The organism is Rathayibacter iranicus NCPPB 2253 = VKM Ac-1602 (assembly GCF_003149025.1).
Classification (GTDB): Bacteria; Actinomycetota; Actinomycetes; order Actinomycetales; family Microbacteriaceae; genus Rathayibacter; species Rathayibacter iranicus.
On sequence record NZ_QGDV01000008.1, the window covers coordinates 113,156 to 133,952 of the forward strand.

Genomic DNA, 20,797 nt, shown 5'->3' on the forward strand with positions numbered 1-20,797 from the left:
CCGCGTCGTTGCGGTCGACGGAGTAGCCATGGTGCGCCTCCTCGGACCTCAAGACCGCCTCATCCGAGCGGTCGAAGCACGATTCCCCGACGTCCGGGTGCATGTGCGCGGCAATGAGGTGACGCTCGAGGGTGAGCGCGCCCCGGTCGCCGAGGCGACGCGCCTGGTGGAAGAACTGGTGCGGATGACCGCGAGCGGGCATGATCTCGACCCTGAGGGTGTGCGGGAGTCGGCGCGGATCCTGCAGAACGGCGGTTCGGTGAGTCCGGCGGAGGCGTTCGGACAGGCGATTCTCACGGCGCGGGGGCGCAGTGTGCGTCCAAAGACGGTGGGCCAGCGTGAGTACGTCGACGCGGTCGATACGAACACGATCGTCTTCGGCATCGGCCCGGCCGGCACCGGCAAGACGTACCTCGCCATGGCAAAGGCCGTCCAGGCGCTCCAGCGCAAGGAGGTCGAGCGGATCATTCTGACCCGCCCGGCTGTCGAGGCGGGGGAGCGGCTGGGCTATCTGCCGGGCTCGCTCACCGACAAGATCGACCCCTACCTGCGCCCGCTCTATGACGCGCTCAACGAGATGATGGATCCCGAGATCGTGCCGAAGCTGCTCGCGGCGGGCACAATCGAGGTCGCTCCGCTCGCTTACATGCGCGGCCGCACGCTGAACAACGCGTTCGTCGTGCTCGATGAGGCGCAGAACACAACGCCCGAGCAGATGAAGATGTTCCTCACTCGGTTGGGGTTCGGCTCGAAGATGGTCGTCACGGGCGACATCACACAGGTCGACTTGCCCACGGGCGCGAGCGGGCTCCGTCTCGTCACACGAGTGCTCGACGGCATCGAGGACATCCACTTCTCGCGCCTGACCAGCGAGGACGTGGTACGGCATAGCCTCGTCGGCCGCATCGTGGACGCCTACACCGAATACGACCAGCAGAAGCAGGCCCAGCACTTCGAGCGCGAGCAGGCGCGCGAGTTTGCCCACCGTGCTGAGCGCCGCGGTGGCCCGGCCCGGTTGCCCGGCGACCGTCAGCCCCCTCGTGCTTAGGCCGCCAGTCCCACCGACCGAAGGAACCCCACTCCCCGTGAGCATCGAGATCAACAACGAGTCGAGCATTCCCGTCGATGAGGCGGCTCTGTTGCGCCTGGCCGGTTACGCGCTCGACTCGCTGCATGTGCACCCCGACGCCGAGCTCGCGATCGTGCTCGTCGACGAGGGCGCGATGGAGCAGCTGCACGTGCAGTGGATGGACGAACCGGGGCCGACGGACGTGCTCAGCTTCCCGATGGACGAGCTGCGTCCAGGCACGGAGGACGAGCAGACGCCCGCCGGGCTCCTCGGCGATATCGTGCTGTGCCCCCAGGTCGCGCAGAACCAGGCGGAGGCGGCCGGCCACTCGGTGCTCGACGAGCTGCAACTGCTGACTGCGCACGGTGTGCTGCACCTGCTGGGCTTCGATCACGCCGCGCCGGAGGAGGAGCGCGAGATGTTCAGTATCCAGCGCGACATCCTGGTCGGCTTCCACATCGGCGAGCGACGCCGCTAGGAATCGACGTGCCTACTCTTCAGCTCCTCATCGCCGCCCTGGCGCTCGTCGCCGTGGGCGGATGGTTCGCCGCGACCGATGCCGCACTCGGCGTTCTCTCGCGAAGCGACCTCCTCGACATGGCCCAGCATTCTCGTAGTGCTCGGGCGCTGCGGGCGATCTCGGGAGACATGACCGCCCACGTCAACGTCGTCAACTTTTCGCGGATCGCGGCCGAAACGACCGCCGCCGTGTTCGTCACGACGGTCCTCGTGGTCGAGATCGCGCAGCTGTGGCTGGCACTGCTGCTAGCTGTCCTGATCATGGCCGCCGTCTCTTTCGTGCTCGTCGGATCCAGCCCGCGCAGTGTCGGCCGCGCGCATGCTCGAGCGGTTTTGAGCACGAGCGCGGCGCTCGTCCATGTCCTCCGGCTGGCGCTGGGCCCGGTCGCGCACGGACTCGTCGCCCTGGGCAACCGCGTCACCCCCGGTACCGGGCGCTCAGCAGGCTTTTCCTCCGAGGAGCAGTTGCTCAGCATGGTGGATGAGGCCACCGAGCAGGACGTGCTCGAACAGGATGACCGCGAGCTGATCCACTCGATCTTCGAGTTCAACGAGACCTTCGTGCGTGAAGTCATGGTGCCGAGGACTGACATGGTCACGATCGAGGCGACCTCGTCGGTCGGAGCGGGGATGGGCCTCCTGCTCAGCCGCGGCATCTCGCGCCTCCCGGTGATCGGTGACGGCGCCGATGACGTGCTCGGGGTCCTCTATCTCCGCGATGTGGCCCGGCATACCTATGAGCGGCCGGACGTCGAGGGCACCGTCGCCGAACTTGCTCGCCCCGCGCTGTTCGTCCCGGAGTCGAAGAAGGCCGACGAGCTGCTGCGCCAGATGCAGCTCGAGTCCAATCACCTCGCGATGGTCGTGGACGAGTACGGCGGCATCGCCGGACTCGTCACGCTCGAAGATCTGATCGAGGAACTCGTCGGCGATATCTCGGACGAGTATGACCGCGAGGTCGACCTCTTCGAGGAGACGGCACCCGGGGTCTACCGTGTCTCGGCGCGACTTCCCGTGGACGAGTTGGGTGAACTCTTCGAGCTCGACCTCGAGGACGACGACGTCGACTCCGTCGGCGGGTTGCTGACCAAGGCCTACGGACGCCTTCCGGAACGCGGCGCGACCGCACGCATCGGCGGCGTGATCCTCGAGGCCGAGCAGGCGGATCCGCGCCGTGGCACCATCTCCACGGTGATCGTCCGACGCGATCCCGAACTCGACGCCGCCGGCGAGCCCGGCACCGGCCCGGTCGCGATCCTCGCTGCCGGCGGCACCACCACACCCAGCCCGAGCACGGCTCCCTACCGCGGGGCCTCGGGCGATCGGAACGAGGAACGATGACTGACACCACTCCCGCCGCCGCGCCATACCGGGCGGGCTTCGTGTCCTTCGTCGGTCGCCCGAACGTCGGCAAGTCCACACTGACCAACGCTCTGGTGGGTGAGAAGATCGCCATCACGAGTTCCAAGCCGCAGACCACCCGGCGCGCCATCCGCGGAGTCGTGCATCGCCCCGACGGACAGTTGATCGTGGTCGACACTCCAGGCATCCACCGGCCGCGGACCCTCCTGGGCGAGCGGCTGAACTCGCTGGTGACCTCCACGCTCGGCGACGTTGACGTGATCGGGATGCTATTCCCCGCGGACGAACCGATTGGGCCGGGCGATCGCTTCATCAATGAGCAGCTCGACGCGTTCCCGCGCGCGCGCAAGGTCGCGATCGTCTCGAAGGTCGACCTCTCCGCCAAGAAGTCCGTCGCCAAGCAACTGCTCGCAGTCTCGGAACTGCGCGAGTGGGAGACGATTGTGCCGATCTCGGCCATCACCGAGGAACAGCTCGACGTGCTCGCGGTCGAGCTGCTGCGTCTGATGCCGGTGTCGCCCGCGCTCTACCCCAAGGAGGCGGTCACAGACGAAGACCTGTTCTCGCGGGTCGCCGAGTTCATCCGTGAAGCCGCGCTCGAGGGAGTCTCCGATGAGCTCCCGCACTCGCTTGCCGTGACTCTCGACGACATGGTCGAGCGCGAGGACGGCTCGCTGATCGACATCTACGCCAATGTCTTCGTCGAACGCGACAGCCAGAAGGGCATCATCATCGGTAAGGGTGGGCAGCGCCTGCGCGAGGTGGGGGCGGTCTCGCGCGAGCAGATCGAGCGCCTCCTCGGGCGCCGGGTGTTCCTCTCGATCCGCGTGAAGGTGGCCAAGGAGTGGCAGCGCGATCCGAAGCTGCTGGGGCGCCTGGGCTTCTGAATCGGCTGTGCTGCCGGGTCGACGAGAGAGATCACCCTGCAGGACGACGCCGTCGAGCTCCCCGACCCGTAGCGTGGGCTCATGCGTGCCTTCCTCGACCGACCGGCGACGCTGCCGATCGCTGGAGTGTTGCTCGCGGGCCTCCATCTGCTGCTCACCACCCTCGGCAGCACGCGGTTCGATGGCCTCGCCGGCAGTCTCCTGCTCGCCCTCGGACTCGCGGTCGCCGCGTTCCTCCCGGCGCTCGCCCCCTCCCTCTGCGCCGTTGGTGTCCTCACCGGAGGCGGCCTGCTCGTCGTCGGCGTTCCCGTCGATGCCGTACTCGTCGGCCTTGTCGTCGTCTGGGAGAGCGCACGGCGTCTCGGGCTCTGGGCACGCTCCCTCGTTCTCGCCGGTGTCTTCGTGCTCGCGGCGATCGGCGGCGTCGCCGCCGTCCCTCCGCTCGGCCAGGCCCTCGGCTACAGCGACACGCAGGCGATGGGATCCGTCGTCTTTGCCACAGCGATGGTGGTAGTCGCCTCCCTCATCAGCGCAGCGCACGTCCTCGTGTTCGTCCTCGGCCTGCGGGCACCGGCCGGCCCCGGTGACAGGGTTGACGCGCTGCTAACCCGGGTCGCCGGTCCTCAGCTGCCGTTCTCGGTCGGCATCGCGGGCGTGCAGGCCCTGGCTCTGCTCCTGATCGGCGGGCTGCCCTACGTCAAGCGGCCGGAATCGTTCCAGCTCTGTGTCGCCGGTGTCTTCTCCGTCGCGCTGGTGCTGTGTCGTCGCTCGCCCCCGCTCGCCCTGACGCTCGCGTGGGTCGCGGTCGCCCTGCAGATGAGCGCGCAACTCGCGCCTGGCCCCGGTGATCTCGCCATTCTCGCCGTGCTGTTTTGCACCGGTGCGTCGGAGTCACGACGCGTGCGGATCGCAGGCGCGGTCTCTGCCGTTCTCGGCGCGGTCATCGCGGTCGCCTATCTGACGCTCACGTTCAACCTGCTCAAGGGCCGCAGCGACAGCGTGCTGCTAGCCGGAGTGGTCTTCGGCGGGATCCTCGCGATGCTCGGCCTGTCCTGGACCATCGGTCTGCTCTCGCGGGCGGTGCGGCGTGCGCGGGAGGGCCAGACGCTGCGCGCCCAGGCGGAACAGGAGCGGGCGCGGGCGCAACGCGAACTCGACACGGTCGAGGAGCGCAACCGGATTGCCCGCGACATGCACGATGTCGTGGCCCACTCCCTCGCGGTCGTCATCGCGCAGTCTGACGGCGCGCGTTACCTTGGCGCCTCGAGTCCCGAGCAGACGGACGCGGCACTGCTGACCATCTCCTCCGTCGCCCGCGACGCGCTTGCCGATGTCCGAGTACTTCTCGCGCAGCTTCGGCATTCTCAGAGCGACGGTCCGCAGCCGGGCGCTGCCGACCTGCCTGCGCTCCTCGGCAGCGTCGGCGGTGCAGGCACTCCCGTCCGCGCCGACTTAGCCGTCGATCTGGAAGCGGTACCCCGCGCTGTCGGTCTGGCCCTGTACCGCATCGCGCAAGAGGCGACCACCAACGCCCTGCGGCATGGTCGTCCGGGCTCGGCGATCACGGTTTCCCTGTGCCGTTCCGGCGACGAACTGGTCTTGACGGTTCGCAACGCGCGCCGCCTCGAGGACGAGCGCGATGCTCTGCCGGGCGAGGGGCACGGTCTGGTTGGGATGCGCGAGCGCGCCACCCTGGTCGGCGGCGCCCTCTCCGCCGGACCTGTAGGGGAGGACTTCGTCGTCCATGCGCGCCTCCCCGCCACTGCCCTTCTCGCTCGTGAGTCGAGCGCCACGTCCCCCCTCGCCTCTGGAGGCATCCCCGCATGACCGAGTCCATCCGCGTCGTCCTCGTTGACGATCAGGCGCTCTTCCGCGCCGGTATCCGCATGCTCCTGGGTTCGCAGCCCGATCTCGAGGTGGTGGGCGAAGCCTCGGACGGGGCCGAGGGCGCGGAGCTGGTGGCGAAGCTGGCTCCCGATGTCGTGCTGATGGACATCAGGATGCCGGGAGTCGACGGGATCGAATCGACGCGGCGGATTCTCGCCGACGCTCACGAGCGGGGAGTGGATGCGCCGCGCATCCTGGTGCTGACAACCTTCGACCTCGATGAGGCGGCTGCCCGAGCGATCCGGGCTGGAGCGAGTGGCTTCCTCCTCAAGGACACCGAGCCCGGCTTCCTGCTCGCCTCGGTTCGGACGGTGCACGCGGGGACGGCCGTCGTCGCGGCCTCCGCCACCCGCGAGCTCTTCGAGCACTTCGGTGCGGCCGGTAGCGGCCGGGAGACGCCGGCGGAGTTCGCGACCCTCACCGACCGCGAGCGCGAGATCTTCCACCTGGCGGCCCGGGGTCTGAGCAACACCGAGATCGCCCGTGCAGAGTTTCTGAGCGAGGCCACGGTCAAGACCCACATCAGCCGCACGCTCGGCAAGCTCGGGCTGCGCGATCGCGTCCAGCTCGTCGTCTATGCGTACGAGAACGGCCTGGCCGGCTAGGGGCCGTCTCGCGGGATGACGTCTCTGCGGGCGCGGTGCTAACCTGGCCGAGTGTGCGCCGGACTGCTGCTTCTTCTCCGCCGCGACGAGATCTGATCCTCAGGCCACCCTCGTCGCGGAGTTCGTTGTCGGCTAATCACCTCCTCGCTCACGCGGCCAGAGCCGCACGAAATCCGCTGTGCGCGAGACCAGACATGAGCGCGTTCCCGCGCCAGGAGAGCACACCATGCCCAACAACCAGAAGCCGTCGCCCATGCCGATCGGCCGATACCGCCCCTTCCACGAGCTGATCGCCGTGGACCTGCCCGACCGCACCTGGCCGGACAAGCGCATCACTACCGCGCCGCGGTGGTGCGCCGTCGACCTGCGCGACGGTAATCAGGCCCTCATCGACCCGATGAGCCCCGAGCGCAAGCGCATCATGTTCGATCTGCTGGTCCGGATGGGCTATAAGGAGATCGAGGTCGGCTTCCCGAGTGCGAGCCAGACCGACTTCGACTTCGTGCGCAGCCTTATTGAGGAGGACGCGATCCCCGAGGATGTCACCATCCAGGTGCTGACGCAGGCGCGCGACCACCTCATCGAGCGCACCTACGAGTCGCTCCGTGGCGCCCGCGACGTCATCGTGCACTTCTACAACTCCACGAGCGTGTTGCAGCGCGAGGTGGTGTTCCGGCAGGACCGCCAGGGCATCATCGACATTGCTCTGGCCGGCGCGCGGAAGTGCCGCGAAATGGAAGCGAGCGTCCCCGGCACGACCGTCTACTACTCGTACTCGCCCGAGAGCTACACCGGCACCGAACTCGACTTCGCTCGCGAGATCTGCGACCGTGTGGTCGAGGTTCTCGAGCCCACTCCCGAGCGCAAGGTCATCCTCAACCTGCCCGCGACCGTCGAGATGTCCACGCCGAACGTCTACGCCGACTCGATCGAGTGGATGAGCCGGAACCTGGCCCAGCGCGAGAACATCGTCCTCTCTCTGCACCCCCACAACGACCGCGGCACGGCCGTGGCCGCGGCCGAGCTGGGTTACCTGGCCGGCGCGGACCGGATCGAGGGCTGTCTCTTCGGCAACGGCGAGCGCACGGGCAATGTCGACCTCGTGGCACTGGGCGTGAACCTGTTCACCCAGGGCATCGATCCGCAAATCGACTTCAGTGACATGGACGACATCAAGCGCACCGCCGAATACTGCAACCAGCTGCCGGTGCCCGAGCGCAGCCCCTGGGCCGGAGACCTGGTCTTCACCGCCTTCAGCGGCTCCCACCAGGACGCCATTAAGAAGGGGTTCGAGGCCATGGACGCCGAGGCCGAGCGCACCGGCCGCAGCGTCGACGAACTCCTCTGGGCCGTGCCCTACCTGCCGGTCGACCCGAAAGACCTGGGGCGCTCCTACGAGGCCGTCATCCGGGTCAACTCGCAGTCGGGCAAGGGCGGAGTCGCGTACCTGCTCAAGACGGACCACGCGCTCGATCTGCCCCGCCGCCTGCAGATCGAGTTCTCGGGAGTCGTGCAGGCCAAGACCGACGCGGAGGGCGGCGAGGTCACCAGTGGGCAGATCTGGTCGGTGTTCCAGGACGAGTACCTGCCCGCGGAATGCTCGGACGAGAAGTGGGGCCGCTTCGAGCTGCTGCGCACCGACACCTCGAGCGACCTGGGCGGGAGTATCGCCCTCGATACCGTGCTGCGCGTCGGCGACGAGAGGGTGACGGCGGACGCGCGCGGGAACGGGCCGATCAACGCGTTCGAGGCCGTGCTCGGGCAGCAGGGCGTCGAGGTACGAGTCCTCGATTACGCCGAACATGCGCTCAGCGCGGGTGGCGATGCCCTCGCCGCCTCCTACGTCGAGTGCTCGGTGAACGGCCGCACCCTGTGGGGCGTCGGCATCGACGCGGACATCTCGACCGCCTCTCTCAAGGCAATCGTCTCGGCTGTCAACCGCGCCCTGCGCGAAGAGGTCCCGGCTCCCGTCCTGGCCGCAGCCTCGGCCTGACCCGCGCCGGCCCCGGCGAGGGGGCCGGCGTCACGGGCGGCGGCGCCAGCGGAGGCGGGGGACACCTCTCAGGGCGCGCTGCTCGGGCAGGCTCCAGCCGTAGCGCACAGCAAGCAGGCGGATGACTGCGGTTACCAGAACGCCGAGGGTCGCGGCGAAGGCGATCGTCACTCCGAAGCGCAGTGCCACGACGATCACGACGGTGCCGACCGAAGCCGCGACCGCGTAGAGCGAGCCGACGTGCATCAGCGCGATCGGACGGTTGAGCAGGATGTCTCGTACGACGGAGCCGCCCACGGCCGAGACGGTTCCGACGAAGACCGCAGGCACCTCCGGAACTCCGAGCGACAGGGCCTTCGTGGTCCCGATCGCACCGAACAGACCGAGGGTCAACGCGTCGAGGGCGGTGATCGTGCCGTCGACCCGATTCAGTAGGTGCTGGAGCAGCATCCCGACGAGGGAGGCGGTGACCGCGACGATCAGGTAGGCGTTGGTGTGCAGCGCCACGAGCGGCGTCTGCAGGAGCAGGTCGCGCAGCACGCCGCCGCCCAGCCCCGTCGCGGTGCCGATGATGGTGACGCCGAGCAGGTCGATCCGACGGTCGCGGAACTCGCCCGCGAACATGGCGCCCTGAAGGCAGCCGATGGCAATCGCGAGCAGGTCGGTCCAGGCTGGGATCTCGAAGAGGGAGGCTGCCACGTGGACATCGTTCCATGACCCGGGCTCCCGCTCCGCCGCGCTGCCAGGCGGGTGTCGGTGGTCGGGGGGATAATTGGCGTATGCCCACCTATCGTGACGAAGCCGTGGTGCTTCGCACGCACAAGCTGGGCGAGGCCGACCGCATCGTCACCCTGCTCTCGCGCGGCCATGGCAAGATCCGCGCCGTGGCCAAGGGTGTGCGCAAGACCGGCTCCAAGTTTGGCTCGCGGCTCGAGCCGTTCATGGTCGCCGATCTCCAGCTCTATGAGGGCCGGAGCCTCGACATCGTCACGCAGGCGGAGTCGCTCGGAGCCTACGGTGCGCTGATCGCGGCCGACTACGACAGTTACACGGCCGCGAGCGCGATGGTCGAGACGGCCGACCGCTTGACCGATGCCGACGCGTCGTTACAGCAGTACCTCCTCCTGGTTGGCGCGCTGCGCTCGCTGTCTCGGCACGAGCACGAGCCGGTGCTCACCCTCGACTCGTACCTTCTGCGTGCCCTCTCCATTGCGGGCTGGGCGCCGAGTTTCGACGATTGCGCGCGCTGCGGCGCCCCGGGGCCGCACGGCGCCGTGGTGGTGCAGCTCGGAGGCGTCGTGTGCGTCGAGTGCACGCCACCGGGGGCCCCGCGGGTCGCTCCGGAGGTCGTGGTCCTGCTGGGCGCGCTACTCACGGGAGACTGGGGGCACGCCGAGACGACCGAGCCTTCGACGCGGTCGCGGGCAAGCGGAGTCGTTGCCGCCTACACCCAGTTCCACCTCGAACGCGGTCTGAGATCACTGGAGCACGTCACCCGATGAAGCCCTTCACCCATAAGGACGCCGAGCCGTACCGCCCCCTCGACTGGACGGGGACTTATCCGCCCGAAATCTCGCCGAAGGCGGTCCCCTCTCACGTCGCAATAGTGATGGACGGCAACGGCCGATGGGCAAACGCCCGCGGATTGACACGGATCGAGGGCCATAAGCGGGGCGAGACGGCGCTGCTCGATGTGGTCGCCGGTGCGATCCAGATCGGGGTGAAGCATCTCAGCGTCTATGCGTTCTCGACGGAGAACTGGAAGCGCTCGCCGGAGGAGGTGCGCTTCCTGATGGGGTTCAACCGCGACGTGCTGCACCGCCGCCGCGACCAGCTGAACGAGTGGGGCGTACGCGTTCGATGGGCTGGCCGCAGGCCCCGGCTCTGGGCGTCCGTCATCACCGAACTGCAGTTCGCCGAGCGGTTGACCGCCGACAACGACGTGCTCACCCTCACCATGTGTGTGAACTACGGCGGGCGCACCGAGATCGCCGACGCGGTGCAGCGGCTCGCCGGCGAGGTCGCGGCGGGGCGACTGAAGCCTTCCGGGATCAGCGAGAAGACGATCGCGCGGGCCCTCTACGTGCCAGAGATGCCGGACGTCGACCTGTTCGTGCGCTCCTCTGGCGAGCAGCGCACGAGTAACTTCCTGCTCTGGCAGAGCGCCTACGCCGAGATGGTGTTTCTCGACCGGCTCTGGCCCGACTTCACCCGCACCGACCTGTGGGAGGCGATCGAGCACTACTCCGGGCGCTCGCGTCGCTTCGGCGGCGCTGTGGACGTGCCGGGAGCCTCCGCATGATCCGGGTCGGACTCGTCGGCTTCGGCCTTGCCGGCAGCGTCTTTCACGGGCCATTCCTCGCGGCCGACCCGGCGTTCGAGATCGTCGCGATCGCCACCCGCGACGCCGCGCGCTCGGAGGCTGCTTCTGCCGCCCACCCCGGGGCCCGCATCGTGCCCGATCTCGACGCGGTGCTCGCCGAGCGGCCGGCGTTGGTCGTGCTTGCCACTCCGCCGTCGGTGCACCGCGCGCAGGCCGAGCAGGTGCTGGCCGCAGGCGTCGCCGTGGTGATCGACAAGCCGTTCGCTCCGAGTACGGCCGATGCCGATGCGATCATTGCCGCGTCCGAGGCGAGTGGTGCGCCCGTCTTCGTGTTTCAGAACCGGCGCTGGGATTCTGATCTGCTGACGCTGCGTCGCCTCCTCGCCGAGGGAGCGCTCGGCCAGGTGCTCCGCTTCGAATCGTCGTTCGAGCGCTGGAGTGCGCAGAAGACCGGGCGCTGGCAGAGCGAGATCGGCGTGCCCGAGGGCGGTGGAATCCTCTTCGATCTCGGTAGCCACCTGATCGACCAAGCCCTGCTGCTGTTCGGCCCGGCGCGGGTGACGGCCGCCGAGACGCGGGTCGTGCATCCGGGAGGCGCAAGCGAAGACGAGGCTTTCGTCTCGCTGCTGCACCGCGGAGGCGTGCGCTCCCACCTCGCGATGAGCCGCGTGGCCCGCGCCACTGGTCCGCGCCTGCGCGTGCTCGGCACCCGAGGCGGCTACAGCGTCGATGGCCTCGATCCGCAGGAGATGGCGCTGCGCACCGGTGCCCACGCGGAGGATCCTCGCTTCGGCGAGGTCCCGGCCGAGAGCTGGGGCGTGCTGGTCGATGACGACGGGGCGAGACGCGTCCCGAGCGAGCGTGGGCGCTACTCGGCCTTCCTGGAGCAGGTGGCGCGGGCGTTGCTCGACGGGGCTCCGGCTCCCGTCGACGTGCACGAGGCCCGCGATGTCGTCGCGGTGATCGAACAGGCACATGCCCTCGCCGCGCAGTGAGGAGCCCGTAACCTCGCGACATCGGCACCCCCTCTGCACGCGTTGACTTGGCGATCCAGCTTCGGAGCCTCATCCTCGAAGGGTGAATACCGCACTGTCACATTTTTCCGACCTGCGCGCGCGCTTCGCTGGAGCTCGCGGTTACCACAACGCCTGCACGCTCGGGCTTCCACCGAGGGAGACGGTGGCGGCCCTGCGCGCAGACCTCGATGGCTGGTCCTCAGGCGAGAGCACGGCGGCCGGTTACGGTGCCGTCGCTGATCGCGCCCGAGAAGCATTCGCCGACATTGTTGGCGTCCCCGCCGGCTCCGTAGCGATCGGCTCGCAGACCTCGGCGATGGCCGCCGTGCTCGCAGCCTCGCTGGCCGACGGAGCCCGCGTGCTTTGCGTGGATGGGGACTTTTCCTCGATCGTCTTCCCCTTCCTGGCGCAGGCGCACCGCGGAGTCGTCGTCCGCTCGGTCGCGCTGGAGGCGCTGGCCGACTCGGTCGAGGACGCGGACGACCTCGTGATCTTCTCGGCGGTGCAGTCGAGCAGCGGTGCTCTCGCCGATCTCGACGCCGTGATCGAGGCGGCCGCTCGGCACGGGGTCCGCACCGCCTGCGATCTCACCCAGGCCGCGGGCATCCTGCCGGTCGACGCGTCTCGCTTCGACGCGACACTCACTCACGCCTACAAGTGGCTCTGCTCACCGCGCGGAGTGGCGTTCCTCACGGTCTCGGAAGAGTACGCGGCTGAACTGATCCCGGTGCAGGCCGGCTGGTACTCCGGGGAGGACGTCTGGTCGTCCTGCTACGGGCCGGCCATGCATCTCGCCGAGAACGCGCGCCGCTTTGACGTGTCTCCCGCCTGGCAGGCGTTCGCGGGGGCGGAAGCCTCGCTCGCGCTGTTCCGCTCGCTCGACATCGGCGCGGTGTGGGCCCATGCATCCGGACTCGGTGACGCTCTCTGCGAGCGACTCGACCGGGAGCCGCAGCGCCGGGCCATCGTGTCCTGGCCGGACGCCGACGCCGCAGACCTTGATCGGCTTCAGGCTGCGGGGTTGCGCGTCTCAGGGCGCGGAGGACGGCTCCGGGTGGCGTTCCACCTCTGGAATGACGAGTCCGACGTGGACGAGCTCGTCCGGGTCCTCCACCGTTAGGAGCCACGGTTGCGCGGTCAGCGCGGTGGCTCCTCCGTCGTGATGTCCGCGACCGTCGCCCCAAACGCGGCGACCAGGGCATCCGCGTCGATGAAGGCGCTGCGGCCAGAGGCTCCCGCGCCCATCGCGATGCGCCGTCCGAGGATCCGCTCGTCGGCGTAGACGGGCCAGGCAGTCGTCGAACCGATGGGCGTAATGGTGCCGCGGCGGTAGCCGGTCGCCGCCAGAGCGGCGGCCTCGTCGGGGAGGCGCAGCTTGTTGACGCCGACGACCGCGCGGAGCTTGGGCCACGCGATCTGCCGGCCTCCGGGAACGAGCGCGAAAAGGTAGTCGCCGTCGTGACGCTTGACGACAAGGGACTTCACGATCTCGTCCGTCTCGATTCCGAGAGCAGCTGCCGCTTCCGCAAGACTGCCGGCTTCGGGCCGCTCGATGATCTCGACCTCCAGATGTCGAGCTCGGGCGTCCGCCGCAAACCTCTGCGGGCCCTCCTCCACAGGCGTGCTCTCGCTCATCTCTCCACCTCTCTGCTCGCCGTTCCGCCTTCCCCAACACAGGATCTGGGACAATCGATACCGATGTCTTCCACTCTCACGGCCTCCCCGCCTGCGCGCACCGCACCGGTCTTGCGGATCGGCCCCCTTGAACTTGATGCGCCGGTGGTGCTCGCTCCGATGGCGGGCATCACCAACACGGCGTTCCGCCGACTCTGCCGCGAATACGGCAACGGCCTCTATGTCAGCGAGATGATCACATCCCGCGCGCTCGTCGAACGCACGCCGGAGTCGATGCGCCTGATCCGCCACCACCCGAGCGAGTCGGTGCGCTCGATCCAGCTCTACGGCGTCGATCCCCGAACGGTCGCTGAGGCGGTCACGATGCTCGTCGCCGAGGACCGCGCCGACCACATCGACCTCAACTTCGGCTGCCCGGTGCCCAAGGTCACGCGCAAGGGTGGGGGAGCGGCGTTGCCGTGGAAGCTGCCGCTGTTCCGCCAGATCGTCGAGGGAGCGGTACAGGCGGCAGGCGATATCCCGCTGACCGTCAAGATGCGTAAGGGCATCGATCCCGATCACCTGACTTACCTTGAGGCCGCGCGGGCTGCCGAGGGTGCGGGTGTCGCCTCCATCGCGCTACATGCGCGCACCGCCGCCGAGTTCTACAGCGGCCACGCCGACTGGTCGGCCATCGCCACCCTCAAGGCGGCGATCACCGACGTGCCCGTCCTGGGCAACGGCGACATCTGGTCGGCCGAGGACGCACTGCGGATGATGAACGAGACCGGCTGCGATGGCGTCGTGGTCGGCCGCGGTTGCCTCGGTCGGCCGTGGCTCTTCGGCGATCTCGCCGCCGCCTTCGCGGGCTCGGACGAGCGTTTTCGCCCCTCCCTGGGGCAGGTCGCGGGTGCGTTCCGGCGTCACGCCGAGCTGCTGGTCGACTTCTTCGAGAGCGAGGAGCGCGGCTGCCGCGACATCCGCAAACATGTCGCCTGGTATTTCAAGGGCTACGCGGTCGGTGGCGATCTGCGCGCTCGCCTCGCGACGGTCGAGTCGCTCGCGCAGCTCGACGAGCTGCTCGCGACACTCGACGGGAGCCAGCCGTATCCCGGTGAGGCGGCCGAGGGCCAGCGCGGGCGCGCCGGCTCGCCGAAGGTTCCCTCGCTGCCCGACCGCTGGCTCGAGTCTCGCGAACTCGACGCCGTCCAGCGCGATGTGGTCTCGGCCGCAGAGATCCACAACAGCGGTGGATGACCGCGCGCTCTGGGGATACTCGCTCGTCGACATCGAGCGCTTCCTGCCGGAGGACCACTCGACCCGCCGCTCCGACTTCGCCCGCGACCGCGCGCGGCTCTTCCACTCCAGCGCACTGCGGCGCCTCGCGGCGAAGACGCAGGTGCTCAGTCCGACCGCCGGCGTCGATTTCGCGCGCAATCGACTGACCCACTCGCTCGAGGTGGCGCAGATCGGCCGCGAACTCGCCACCAGCCTCGACCTCGACCCGGACGTGGTCGACACCGCCTGCCTTGCCCATGACATCGGGCATCCGCCCTTCGGGCACAACGGTGAGCGTGCACTCAACTCCTGGGCCGAGGGTATCGGCGGCTTCGAGGGCAATGCGCAGACCTTCCGCCTCCTCACCCGGCTCGAGCCGAAGGTGTTCGGTGGCGACGCGCGCCCCTACGGCCTCAACCTGACCCGCGCGAGCCTCGACGCGAGCTGCAAGTACCCGTGGCCCGACACCCGTTCGGTCGCAGATCCGTCCGGTCGCGCCAAGTTCGGCTTCTACGCCGACGACGAGCCCGCCTTCGTCTGGATGCGCGAGGGGGCGCCAGAGGGGGTGCGCTGCATCGAAGCGGAGGTGATGGACCTCTCGGACGACATCGCCTACTCGGTCCACGACTTCGAGGACGCGGTCGTCTCGGGCTATATCGACGTGGAGGCGCTCGGCTCGCGCGCCGACCACGACGATCTGGTGGCGTCGATGCACTCCTGGGTCGGCGGGGAGGTCGACCACGACGAGCTCGTCGCCGCCTTCGACCGGCTCGACTCGCTCGACGTGTGGGTCTCCTCCTGGGACGGCTCCCGCCGCGACCAGGCCCGGCTCAAGAACCTCACGAGCCAGCTCATCGGTCGCTTCGCCGGTGCCGCCACCGAAGCGACCCGGGAGGCGTATCAGCACCCTGATCTCGTCCGCTTCGGCGGCCACGTCGTCGTACCCCGCGAGCAGCAGGCCGAGATCGCCGTGCTCAAGGGCATCGTCGCGACGTTCGTGATGTCGCGGAACACCCGGCAGCCGATCTACGCTCAGCAGCGCGACGTGCTCATCCGGCTCGCCGACACTCTCCTCGACCGTGGCCCGGGCACCCTCGAACCCGGCTTCGCTGAGGACTGGCACGCCGCCTCCGACGACGACGCCCGCCGCCGCGTCGTTGTCGACCAGGTGGCGAACCTCACCGATCAGAGCGCACTGGCGTGGTTCGAACGGTTGGGTTGATTCACCTGGTTCGCGACAGGATGCACGGCGAAGGCACGCGTGCACGTCCGATTGTCGAGGACGGCGTGCAGTGCCGCGCACAACGTGCGTGAGGATCGTCGGCTCGGTGCAGGCCGGAGCCAGAGTTTCCCCAGCCCGGCTGGCGGGCCTTCGCGGCGGATACGATGGCGGGTATGCCTCGGATCCGACAGTCAGATGTCGAGGAGGTCAAGGCCCGCATCAATATTGGGGACGTGATCGGCGAGTACGTCACGCTGAAGTCGGCCGGAGTCGGCTCCCTCAAGGGCCTGTGCCCCTTCCACGACGAGCGCAGCCCCAGCTTCCACGTCCGACCACAGGCAGGCTTCTACCACTGCTTCGGCTGCCAGGAGTCGGGCGACGTGTACAGCTTCCTCATGAAGATGGACCACGGCTCGTTCAGCGAGACGGTCGAGCGCCTCGCCGCGCGTGTGGGCTACCAGGTCCAGTACGAGGAGGGCGGTGGACAGGCTCCCGAAACCGGCGGCCGGGCGCGACTGCTTGCCGCCAACGATGCGGCGGAGGAGTTCTTCCGCGAGCAGCTCGCGACCCCCGGCGCCGACGTGGGCCGCCGTTTTCTCGGTGAGCGCGGCTTCGACCGAGTCGCCGCCGAGCGATTCGGAGTCGGTTTCGCTCCCGATGGCTGGGATGGCCTGACGACCGCACTCAAGCGCCGCGGCTTTTCGGAGGAAGAACTCACCGCCGCCGGGCTCGTCAGCAGCAATAACCGCGGTGGCGTCTACGACCGATTCCGTGGTCGGCTCGTCTGGCCGATCCGCGACGTCACCGGCCAGACCGTCGGCTTCGGTGCGCGCCGCCTCCTCGAGGAGGACAAGGGCCCCAAGTACCTGAACACTCCCGAGACGCCCGTCTATCACAAGTCCCAGGTGCTCTACGGGCTCGATCTCGCGAAGCGCGACATCGCGCGCGCGCATCAGGTCGTGGTTGTCGAGGGCTACACGGACGTCATGGCCTGCCACCTCGCGGGCGTCCCTACAGCGGTCGCCACCTGCGGCACGGCCTTCGGAGTGGACCACATCAAGGTCATCCGGCGAGTGCTCGGTGACGACAGCGGGGTCGGCGAGGTCGTCTTCACCTTCGACCCGGACGCGGCCGGCCAGAAGGCAGCGATGCGCGCCTTTCAGGAGGAGCACCGCTTCGCCGCTCAAACTTTCGTCGCCGTCGCACCGGACGGCCTAGATCCCTGCGATCTCCGTCTGAACCGGGGCGACGACGCGGTGCGCAGGCTCATTGACGATAAGAAGCCGATGTTTGAGTTCGTCATCCGGCAGCTGCTCGACCGTTACGATCTCGAGACCGTCGAGGGACGGATCGCGGCGCTGCGGGCGGCGGCGCCGGTCGTCGCCGAGATCCGAGATCCGGCGCTTCGGCCTGGCTATTCCAGGGAACTCGCCCGGATGCTCGGACTAGATATAGCTGAGGTGAATGCGGCCGTGCGCTCCGCGGGGTCACGACCGCGCTCCTCGGTGCCCAGAACCGAACAAGCGGACCAGAACCGGGAGACTGGTCGTGCTGATCTGCCGTCGGGAACGACCATTGCCGACCTTCCTGCGGATATGGTCACGAGGCTGGAACGCGATGCTCTGATGGCGATGATCCAACTTCCGGAGACGGTCGGCCCCGAACTCCTCAATCGAGCGGCCCACGCGGCCGTGACGAATGAAACCCTCCGAGTGGTTCGTGACGCTGTCGTCGTAAATTTGGAGCGGGCGACGAATCGCGATTGGGTGGATTGCATCGCGAACGATGTACCGGCCCCCTTCGCGTCGTTCGTTCGACAATTGGCAGTTGCTCCTGTGCCTGCGGCGGCGGACGAGATTCGGCTCGCCCGCTGGGCGAAGGGAGTCGCGATCGCGCTGATCGAACGGGACATGCTGCGCGAGATCGCGGATCTGACGGGCGCTCTTCGGCGCGCTTCTGATCCTGTCGTCCGACGAACGCTTCAGATTCGCCTCGCGGGTCTCGAAAATGACAAGCGGGCGCTTCGTCCGGAGTAGGCGCGAGCGCGAGAAGCGGGCTCTGCGCGCGGAGTGAGCGTGTTGCGGTCGTGTGACGAAATCGGTCGCCACCCCCGTTCGGGTTCGGAGAGCGCTCCCTACTGTGTTACCACTGAGGAACAGCAATGCGGGCAGGAGATCTCTGTGCCGATAGTGCGCGTGCCCGCATCCCATTTTTTGACAGGAAGAGGCAGACGGAGATGACTTCCGCATCCACCCGCGGTACCCGCGCACTCGCAGCAGCGGCAGGCTTTGCCGCGGTCGCGCTCGTGCTGACGGGCTGCTCCGCCGGCGGGAATGACTCGTCCGGCGGCAGCGCCGGAGGGGCCATGACCATCGGCACCACCGACAAGATCACGACCCTCGACCCTGCGGGCTCGTACGACAACGGCTCCTTTGCCGTGATGAACCAGGTGTTCCCGTTCCTGATGAACACCCCGTATGGCAGCCCGGACGTCGAGCCGGACATTGCCGAGTCGGCCGAGTTCACCTCGCCCACGGAGTACACCGTGACGCTGAAGCAGGGACTGAAGTGGGCCAACGGCCACGACCTCACCTCCTCTGACGTGAAGTTCTCGTTCGACCGCCAGGTCGGCATCGCCGCCGAGAATGGTCCCTCCTCGCTGCTCGCGAACCTCGACAGTGTCGCGGCGCCGGATGCCACCACCGTGGTCTTCACGCTCAAGTCCGAGAACGACCAGACGTTCCCGCAGATCCTGTCTAGTCCCGCCGGGCCAATCGTGGACGAGGAGGTCTTCTCGGCCGACGAGCTGACCCCCGACGCCGACATCGTCTCGGGCGAGGCTTTCGCCGGCCAATACACGATCGCCAACTACGACGTGAACAACCTCATCCAGTACCGGGCCTACGACGGGTACCAGGGTGTTCTCGGCGCGGCGAAGACCGGTACGGTCAACGTCAAGTACTACGCCGACTCCTCGAACCTCAAGCTGGACATCCAGGAGGGGAACATCGACGTCGCGTTCCGCAGCCTCTCGGCGACCGATGTCGACGACCTGCGCGGCAACACCAAGGTGAAGGTCGTGGACGGTCCCGGCGGCGAGATCCGCTACATCGTCTTCAACTTCGACACCCAGCCGTTCGGTGCAACCACCGCGGAGGCCGACAGCACCAAGGCCCTCGCCGTCCGCCAGGCCGTGGCCGACCTGATCGACCGCGACGAGATCGCCGACCAGGTCTACAAGGGCACTTATACCCCGCTCTACTCCTACGTCCCCGCCGGTCTGACCGGCGCGGTCGAGCCGCTGAAGTCGCTCTACGGTGACGGTGCAGGCAAGCCCGACGCCGAGAAGGCCAAGGCGACTCTCGACGCCGCGGGCGTGACCGCTCCGGTCACCCTGAACCTGCAGTATTCGAACGATCACTACGGCCCGTCCTCGGGCGACGAGTACGCACTGATCAAGGACCAGCTGGAGTCGACCGGTCTCTTCACGGTCAACCTGCAGACCACCGAGTGGGTGCAGTACTCGAAGGATCGCTCGAGCGACGTCTACCCGGCATACCAGCTCGGTTGGTTCCCGGACTACTCCGACGCCGACAACTACCTCTCGCCGTTCTTCATCAAGGAGAACTTCCTCGCGAACCACTACGACGACGCCGAGGTGCAGAGCCTGATCGCCCAGCAGGTCTCGACCACCGACACCGCCGAACGCACCGCGCTGATCGAGCAGCTCCAGGAGAAGGTCGCGGCGCAGCTCTCGACCGTCCCCTACCTGCAGGGCTCGCAGGTCGCGGTCGTCGGCAGCACGGTGAGCGGAGCCGAGGACACCCTCGACGCCTCGTTCAAGTTCCGTTACGCGGCACTCAGCAAGGGCTGATCCGCCCCTCTCGCGGCCGGCGCCTCCCCGACAGGAGGCGCCGGCCGTTCTCCACGAAAGGCATCACGTGACGACAGCCACGACGGCTGCGGCGACGGCGCCCACCCGGCGACCGCGCGGCTCCGGAGGAGGACTCGGGCGCTACCTGCTTGTCCGCTTCCTGCTCATCATCCCGACCGTCTTCATCCTCGTGACGATGGTGTTCCTGCTCATGCGCTCCACGGGCGACCCGATCACGGCGGCCCTCGGCGGACGCCTGACCGCGGACCAGCTCGCCGAGCGCGTCGCCGCCGCAGGCTACGACCGACCGCTGATCGTGCAGTACGTCGAGTACCTCGGTGGTCTGCTCACCGGTGACTTCGGCACCACGCTGAGCGACAATCGCCCCGTCACCGAGGTGCTGCTCACGTACGGCGCCGCAACCGTCGAGCTCGCCTTTTACGCCCTGATCGTGGCATTCCTCGTCGGCATCCCGCTCGGGATGCTCGCCGCGTACCACCGCGACCGCACGCCCGACGCGGTACTGCGCATCTTCGCGATCCTCTGCTACGCGACTCCGGTGTTCTTCGCGGGCCTGCTGCTCAAGCTGGTGTTCTCCGTCTGGCTGAAGTGGTTCCCCGTCGCCGGACGCGCCTCGACGAGCACCGAACTCTCGCTCCAGTTCCTCGAGAACAAAACCGGCATCTATCTGATCGATGCGATCCAGACCGGCGACCCTGCCGCGATCTCGGACGTCCTCTCCCACGCGGTGCTGCCCGCCGTCGCGCTGGGCCTGCTGACCGCCGGCATCTTCCTCCGCCTCGTGCGCACCAACGTCATCGGCACGCTCGGAACCGACTACGTCGACGCAGCGCGCTCGCGCGGGGTGAGCGAGTTCCGCCTGGTCCGTACGCATGCCTACCGGCCGGCGCTCATCCCGATCATCACCGTGATCGGCCTGCAGATCGCCCTCCTGCTCGGCGGTGCAGTCCTCACCGAGACCACTTTTGAGTGGAAGGGTCTCGGCTTTCAGCTCGCCGAGTACCTTCAGGCGCGCGACTTCGTGGCCGTGCAGGGCATCGTCGCCCTGCTTGCGGTGATCGTGGCCCTGACCAACTTCATTGTCGACGTCATCGCGGCACTCATCGACCCGCGAGTGAGGTACTGAG

The 20,797-nt window shown here is 68.2% G+C and carries 18 protein-coding genes; 16 read left to right on the forward strand and 2 right to left on the reverse strand.

Annotated elements, in window-relative coordinates; translation table 11 throughout:
- Window positions 1-28: 28 nt before the first annotated feature.
- The 7 genes from B0H03_RS10090 to leuA all read left to right on the forward strand — a co-directional run bounded on the left by B0H03_RS10090 (window position 29) and on the right by leuA (window position 8,322).
- Window positions 29-1,048, forward strand: coding sequence for a PhoH family protein (locus tag B0H03_RS10090; protein WP_237399526.1), 1,020 nt, complete (start codon window positions 29-31; stop codon window positions 1,046-1,048).
- Between the two features lie 37 nt (window positions 1,049-1,085).
- Window positions 1,086-1,547 carry an rRNA maturation RNase YbeY gene (gene ybeY / locus B0H03_RS10095; RefSeq protein ID WP_104264542.1) on the forward strand — a complete coding sequence of 154 codons (462 nt, stop codon included), beginning with the start codon at window positions 1,086-1,088 and terminating at the stop codon, window positions 1,545-1,547.
- An 8-nt stretch (window positions 1,548-1,555) separates the two neighbouring features.
- On the forward strand, window positions 1,556-2,929 hold the full coding sequence (locus B0H03_RS10100; protein ID WP_104264543.1) for a hemolysin family protein: 1,374 nt from the start codon (window positions 1,556-1,558) through the stop codon (window positions 2,927-2,929).
- Window positions 2,926-3,837, forward strand: a complete 912-nt coding sequence (era, locus tag B0H03_RS10105) for a GTPase Era (protein ID WP_104264544.1) — start codon at window positions 2,926-2,928, stop codon at window positions 3,835-3,837. The genes B0H03_RS10100 and era overlap by 4 nt, the downstream gene beginning before the upstream one ends.
- A gap of 81 nt (window positions 3,838-3,918) precedes the next feature.
- On the forward strand, window positions 3,919-5,664 hold the full coding sequence (locus B0H03_RS10110) for a sensor histidine kinase (protein WP_127843918.1): 1,746 nt from the start codon (window positions 3,919-3,921) through the stop codon (window positions 5,662-5,664).
- Window positions 5,661-6,329, forward strand: a complete 669-nt coding sequence (locus tag B0H03_RS10115; RefSeq protein WP_104264546.1) for a response regulator — start codon at window positions 5,661-5,663, stop codon at window positions 6,327-6,329. Before B0H03_RS10110 ends, B0H03_RS10115 begins: the two co-directional genes overlap by 4 nt.
- A gap of 226 nt (window positions 6,330-6,555) precedes the next feature.
- Window positions 6,556-8,322: a 2-isopropylmalate synthase gene (leuA, locus tag B0H03_RS10120; RefSeq protein WP_104264547.1), complete on the forward strand. Its 1,767-nt coding sequence runs from the start codon at window positions 6,556-6,558 to the stop codon at window positions 8,320-8,322.
- A 30-nt stretch (window positions 8,323-8,352) separates the two neighbouring features.
- On the opposite strand, the gene B0H03_RS10125 is transcribed toward leuA, so the two are convergent.
- Window positions 8,353-9,021, reverse strand: coding sequence for a trimeric intracellular cation channel family protein (locus tag B0H03_RS10125; RefSeq protein WP_241560401.1), 669 nt, complete (start codon window positions 9,019-9,021; stop codon window positions 8,353-8,355).
- An 80-nt stretch (window positions 9,022-9,101) separates the two neighbouring features.
- Between B0H03_RS10125 and recO the strand changes: the two genes are divergently transcribed.
- From recO to B0H03_RS10145, 4 genes are all read left to right on the forward strand, one after another.
- Complete coding sequence (gene recO / locus B0H03_RS10130; protein ID WP_104264548.1) at window positions 9,102-9,824, forward strand: DNA repair protein RecO; 723 nt, start codon at window positions 9,102-9,104, stop codon at window positions 9,822-9,824.
- Window positions 9,821-10,624 carry an isoprenyl transferase gene (locus tag B0H03_RS10135; RefSeq protein ID WP_104264549.1) on the forward strand — a complete coding sequence of 268 codons (804 nt, stop codon included), beginning with the start codon at window positions 9,821-9,823 and terminating at the stop codon, window positions 10,622-10,624. The genes recO and B0H03_RS10135 overlap by 4 nt, the downstream gene beginning before the upstream one ends.
- On the forward strand, window positions 10,621-11,640 hold the full coding sequence (locus B0H03_RS10140; protein ID WP_104264550.1) for a Gfo/Idh/MocA family protein: 1,020 nt from the start codon (window positions 10,621-10,623) through the stop codon (window positions 11,638-11,640). Before B0H03_RS10135 ends, B0H03_RS10140 begins: the two co-directional genes overlap by 4 nt.
- An 82-nt stretch (window positions 11,641-11,722) precedes the next feature.
- Entirely contained in the window at window positions 11,723-12,781 is a 1,059-nt protein-coding gene (locus tag B0H03_RS10145) for an aminotransferase class V-fold PLP-dependent enzyme (RefSeq protein ID WP_104264551.1), read from the forward strand.
- Window positions 12,782-12,798: 17 nt separating this feature from the next.
- On the opposite strand, the gene B0H03_RS10150 is transcribed toward B0H03_RS10145, so the two are convergent.
- Entirely contained in the window at window positions 12,799-13,296 is a 498-nt protein-coding gene (locus tag B0H03_RS10150; protein ID WP_104264552.1) for an aminoacyl-tRNA deacylase, read from the reverse strand.
- Between the two features lie 63 nt (window positions 13,297-13,359).
- Between B0H03_RS10150 and dusB the strand changes: the two genes are divergently transcribed.
- From dusB to B0H03_RS10175, 5 genes are all read left to right on the forward strand, one after another.
- Window positions 13,360-14,532, forward strand: coding sequence for a tRNA dihydrouridine synthase DusB (gene dusB / locus B0H03_RS10155; RefSeq protein WP_104264553.1), 1,173 nt, complete (start codon window positions 13,360-13,362; stop codon window positions 14,530-14,532).
- Window positions 14,492-15,775, forward strand: a complete 1,284-nt coding sequence (locus B0H03_RS10160) for a deoxyguanosinetriphosphate triphosphohydrolase (protein WP_104264554.1) — start codon at window positions 14,492-14,494, stop codon at window positions 15,773-15,775. Before dusB ends, B0H03_RS10160 begins: the two co-directional genes overlap by 41 nt.
- 173 nt (window positions 15,776-15,948) lie before the next feature.
- Window positions 15,949-17,811: a DNA primase gene (gene dnaG, locus B0H03_RS10165; RefSeq protein WP_104264555.1), complete on the forward strand. Its 1,863-nt coding sequence runs from the start codon at window positions 15,949-15,951 to the stop codon at window positions 17,809-17,811.
- A 200-nt stretch (window positions 17,812-18,011) separates the two neighbouring features.
- On the forward strand, window positions 18,012-19,649 hold the full coding sequence (locus B0H03_RS10170; protein ID WP_104264556.1) for an ABC transporter substrate-binding protein: 1,638 nt from the start codon (window positions 18,012-18,014) through the stop codon (window positions 19,647-19,649).
- Window positions 19,650-19,716: 67 nt separating this feature from the next.
- Window positions 19,717-20,796, forward strand: a complete 1,080-nt coding sequence (locus B0H03_RS10175) for an ABC transporter permease (protein ID WP_104264557.1) — start codon at window positions 19,717-19,719, stop codon at window positions 20,794-20,796.
- The last annotated feature ends 1 nt before the right edge of the window (window position 20,797 follow it).

Excerpts from the sequence above, each read along its gene's own strand:
- B0H03_RS10160 (WP_104264554.1), top strand. The coding sequence starts at position 14,492 with ATGTGGTCTCGGCCGCAGAGATCCACAACAGCGGTGGATGACCGCGCG.
- leuA (WP_104264547.1), top strand. The coding sequence starts at position 6,556 with ATGCCCAACAACCAGAAGCCGTCGCCCATGCCGATCGGCCGATACCGC.
- B0H03_RS10090 (WP_237399526.1), top strand. The coding sequence starts at position 29 with ATGGTGCGCCTCCTCGGACCTCAAGACCGCCTCATCCGAGCGGTCGAA.
- recO (WP_104264548.1), top strand. The coding sequence starts at position 9,102 with ATGCCCACCTATCGTGACGAAGCCGTGGTGCTTCGCACGCACAAGCTG.
- dusB (WP_104264553.1), top strand. The coding sequence starts at position 13,360 with ATGTCTTCCACTCTCACGGCCTCCCCGCCTGCGCGCACCGCACCGGTC.
- B0H03_RS10110 (WP_127843918.1), top strand. The coding sequence starts at position 3,919 with ATGCGTGCCTTCCTCGACCGACCGGCGACGCTGCCGATCGCTGGAGTG.
- B0H03_RS10150 (WP_104264552.1), bottom strand. The coding sequence starts at position 13,296 with ATGAGCGAGAGCACGCCTGTGGAGGAGGGCCCGCAGAGGTTTGCGGCG.
- era (WP_104264544.1), top strand. The coding sequence starts at position 2,926 with ATGACTGACACCACTCCCGCCGCCGCGCCATACCGGGCGGGCTTCGTG.
- B0H03_RS10135 (WP_104264549.1), top strand. The coding sequence starts at position 9,821 with ATGAAGCCCTTCACCCATAAGGACGCCGAGCCGTACCGCCCCCTCGAC.
- B0H03_RS10140 (WP_104264550.1), top strand. The coding sequence starts at position 10,621 with ATGATCCGGGTCGGACTCGTCGGCTTCGGCCTTGCCGGCAGCGTCTTT.
- B0H03_RS10115 (WP_104264546.1), top strand. The coding sequence starts at position 5,661 with ATGACCGAGTCCATCCGCGTCGTCCTCGTTGACGATCAGGCGCTCTTC.
- B0H03_RS10170 (WP_104264556.1), top strand. The coding sequence starts at position 18,012 with ATGACTTCCGCATCCACCCGCGGTACCCGCGCACTCGCAGCAGCGGCA.
- dnaG (WP_104264555.1), top strand. The coding sequence starts at position 15,949 with ATGCCTCGGATCCGACAGTCAGATGTCGAGGAGGTCAAGGCCCGCATC.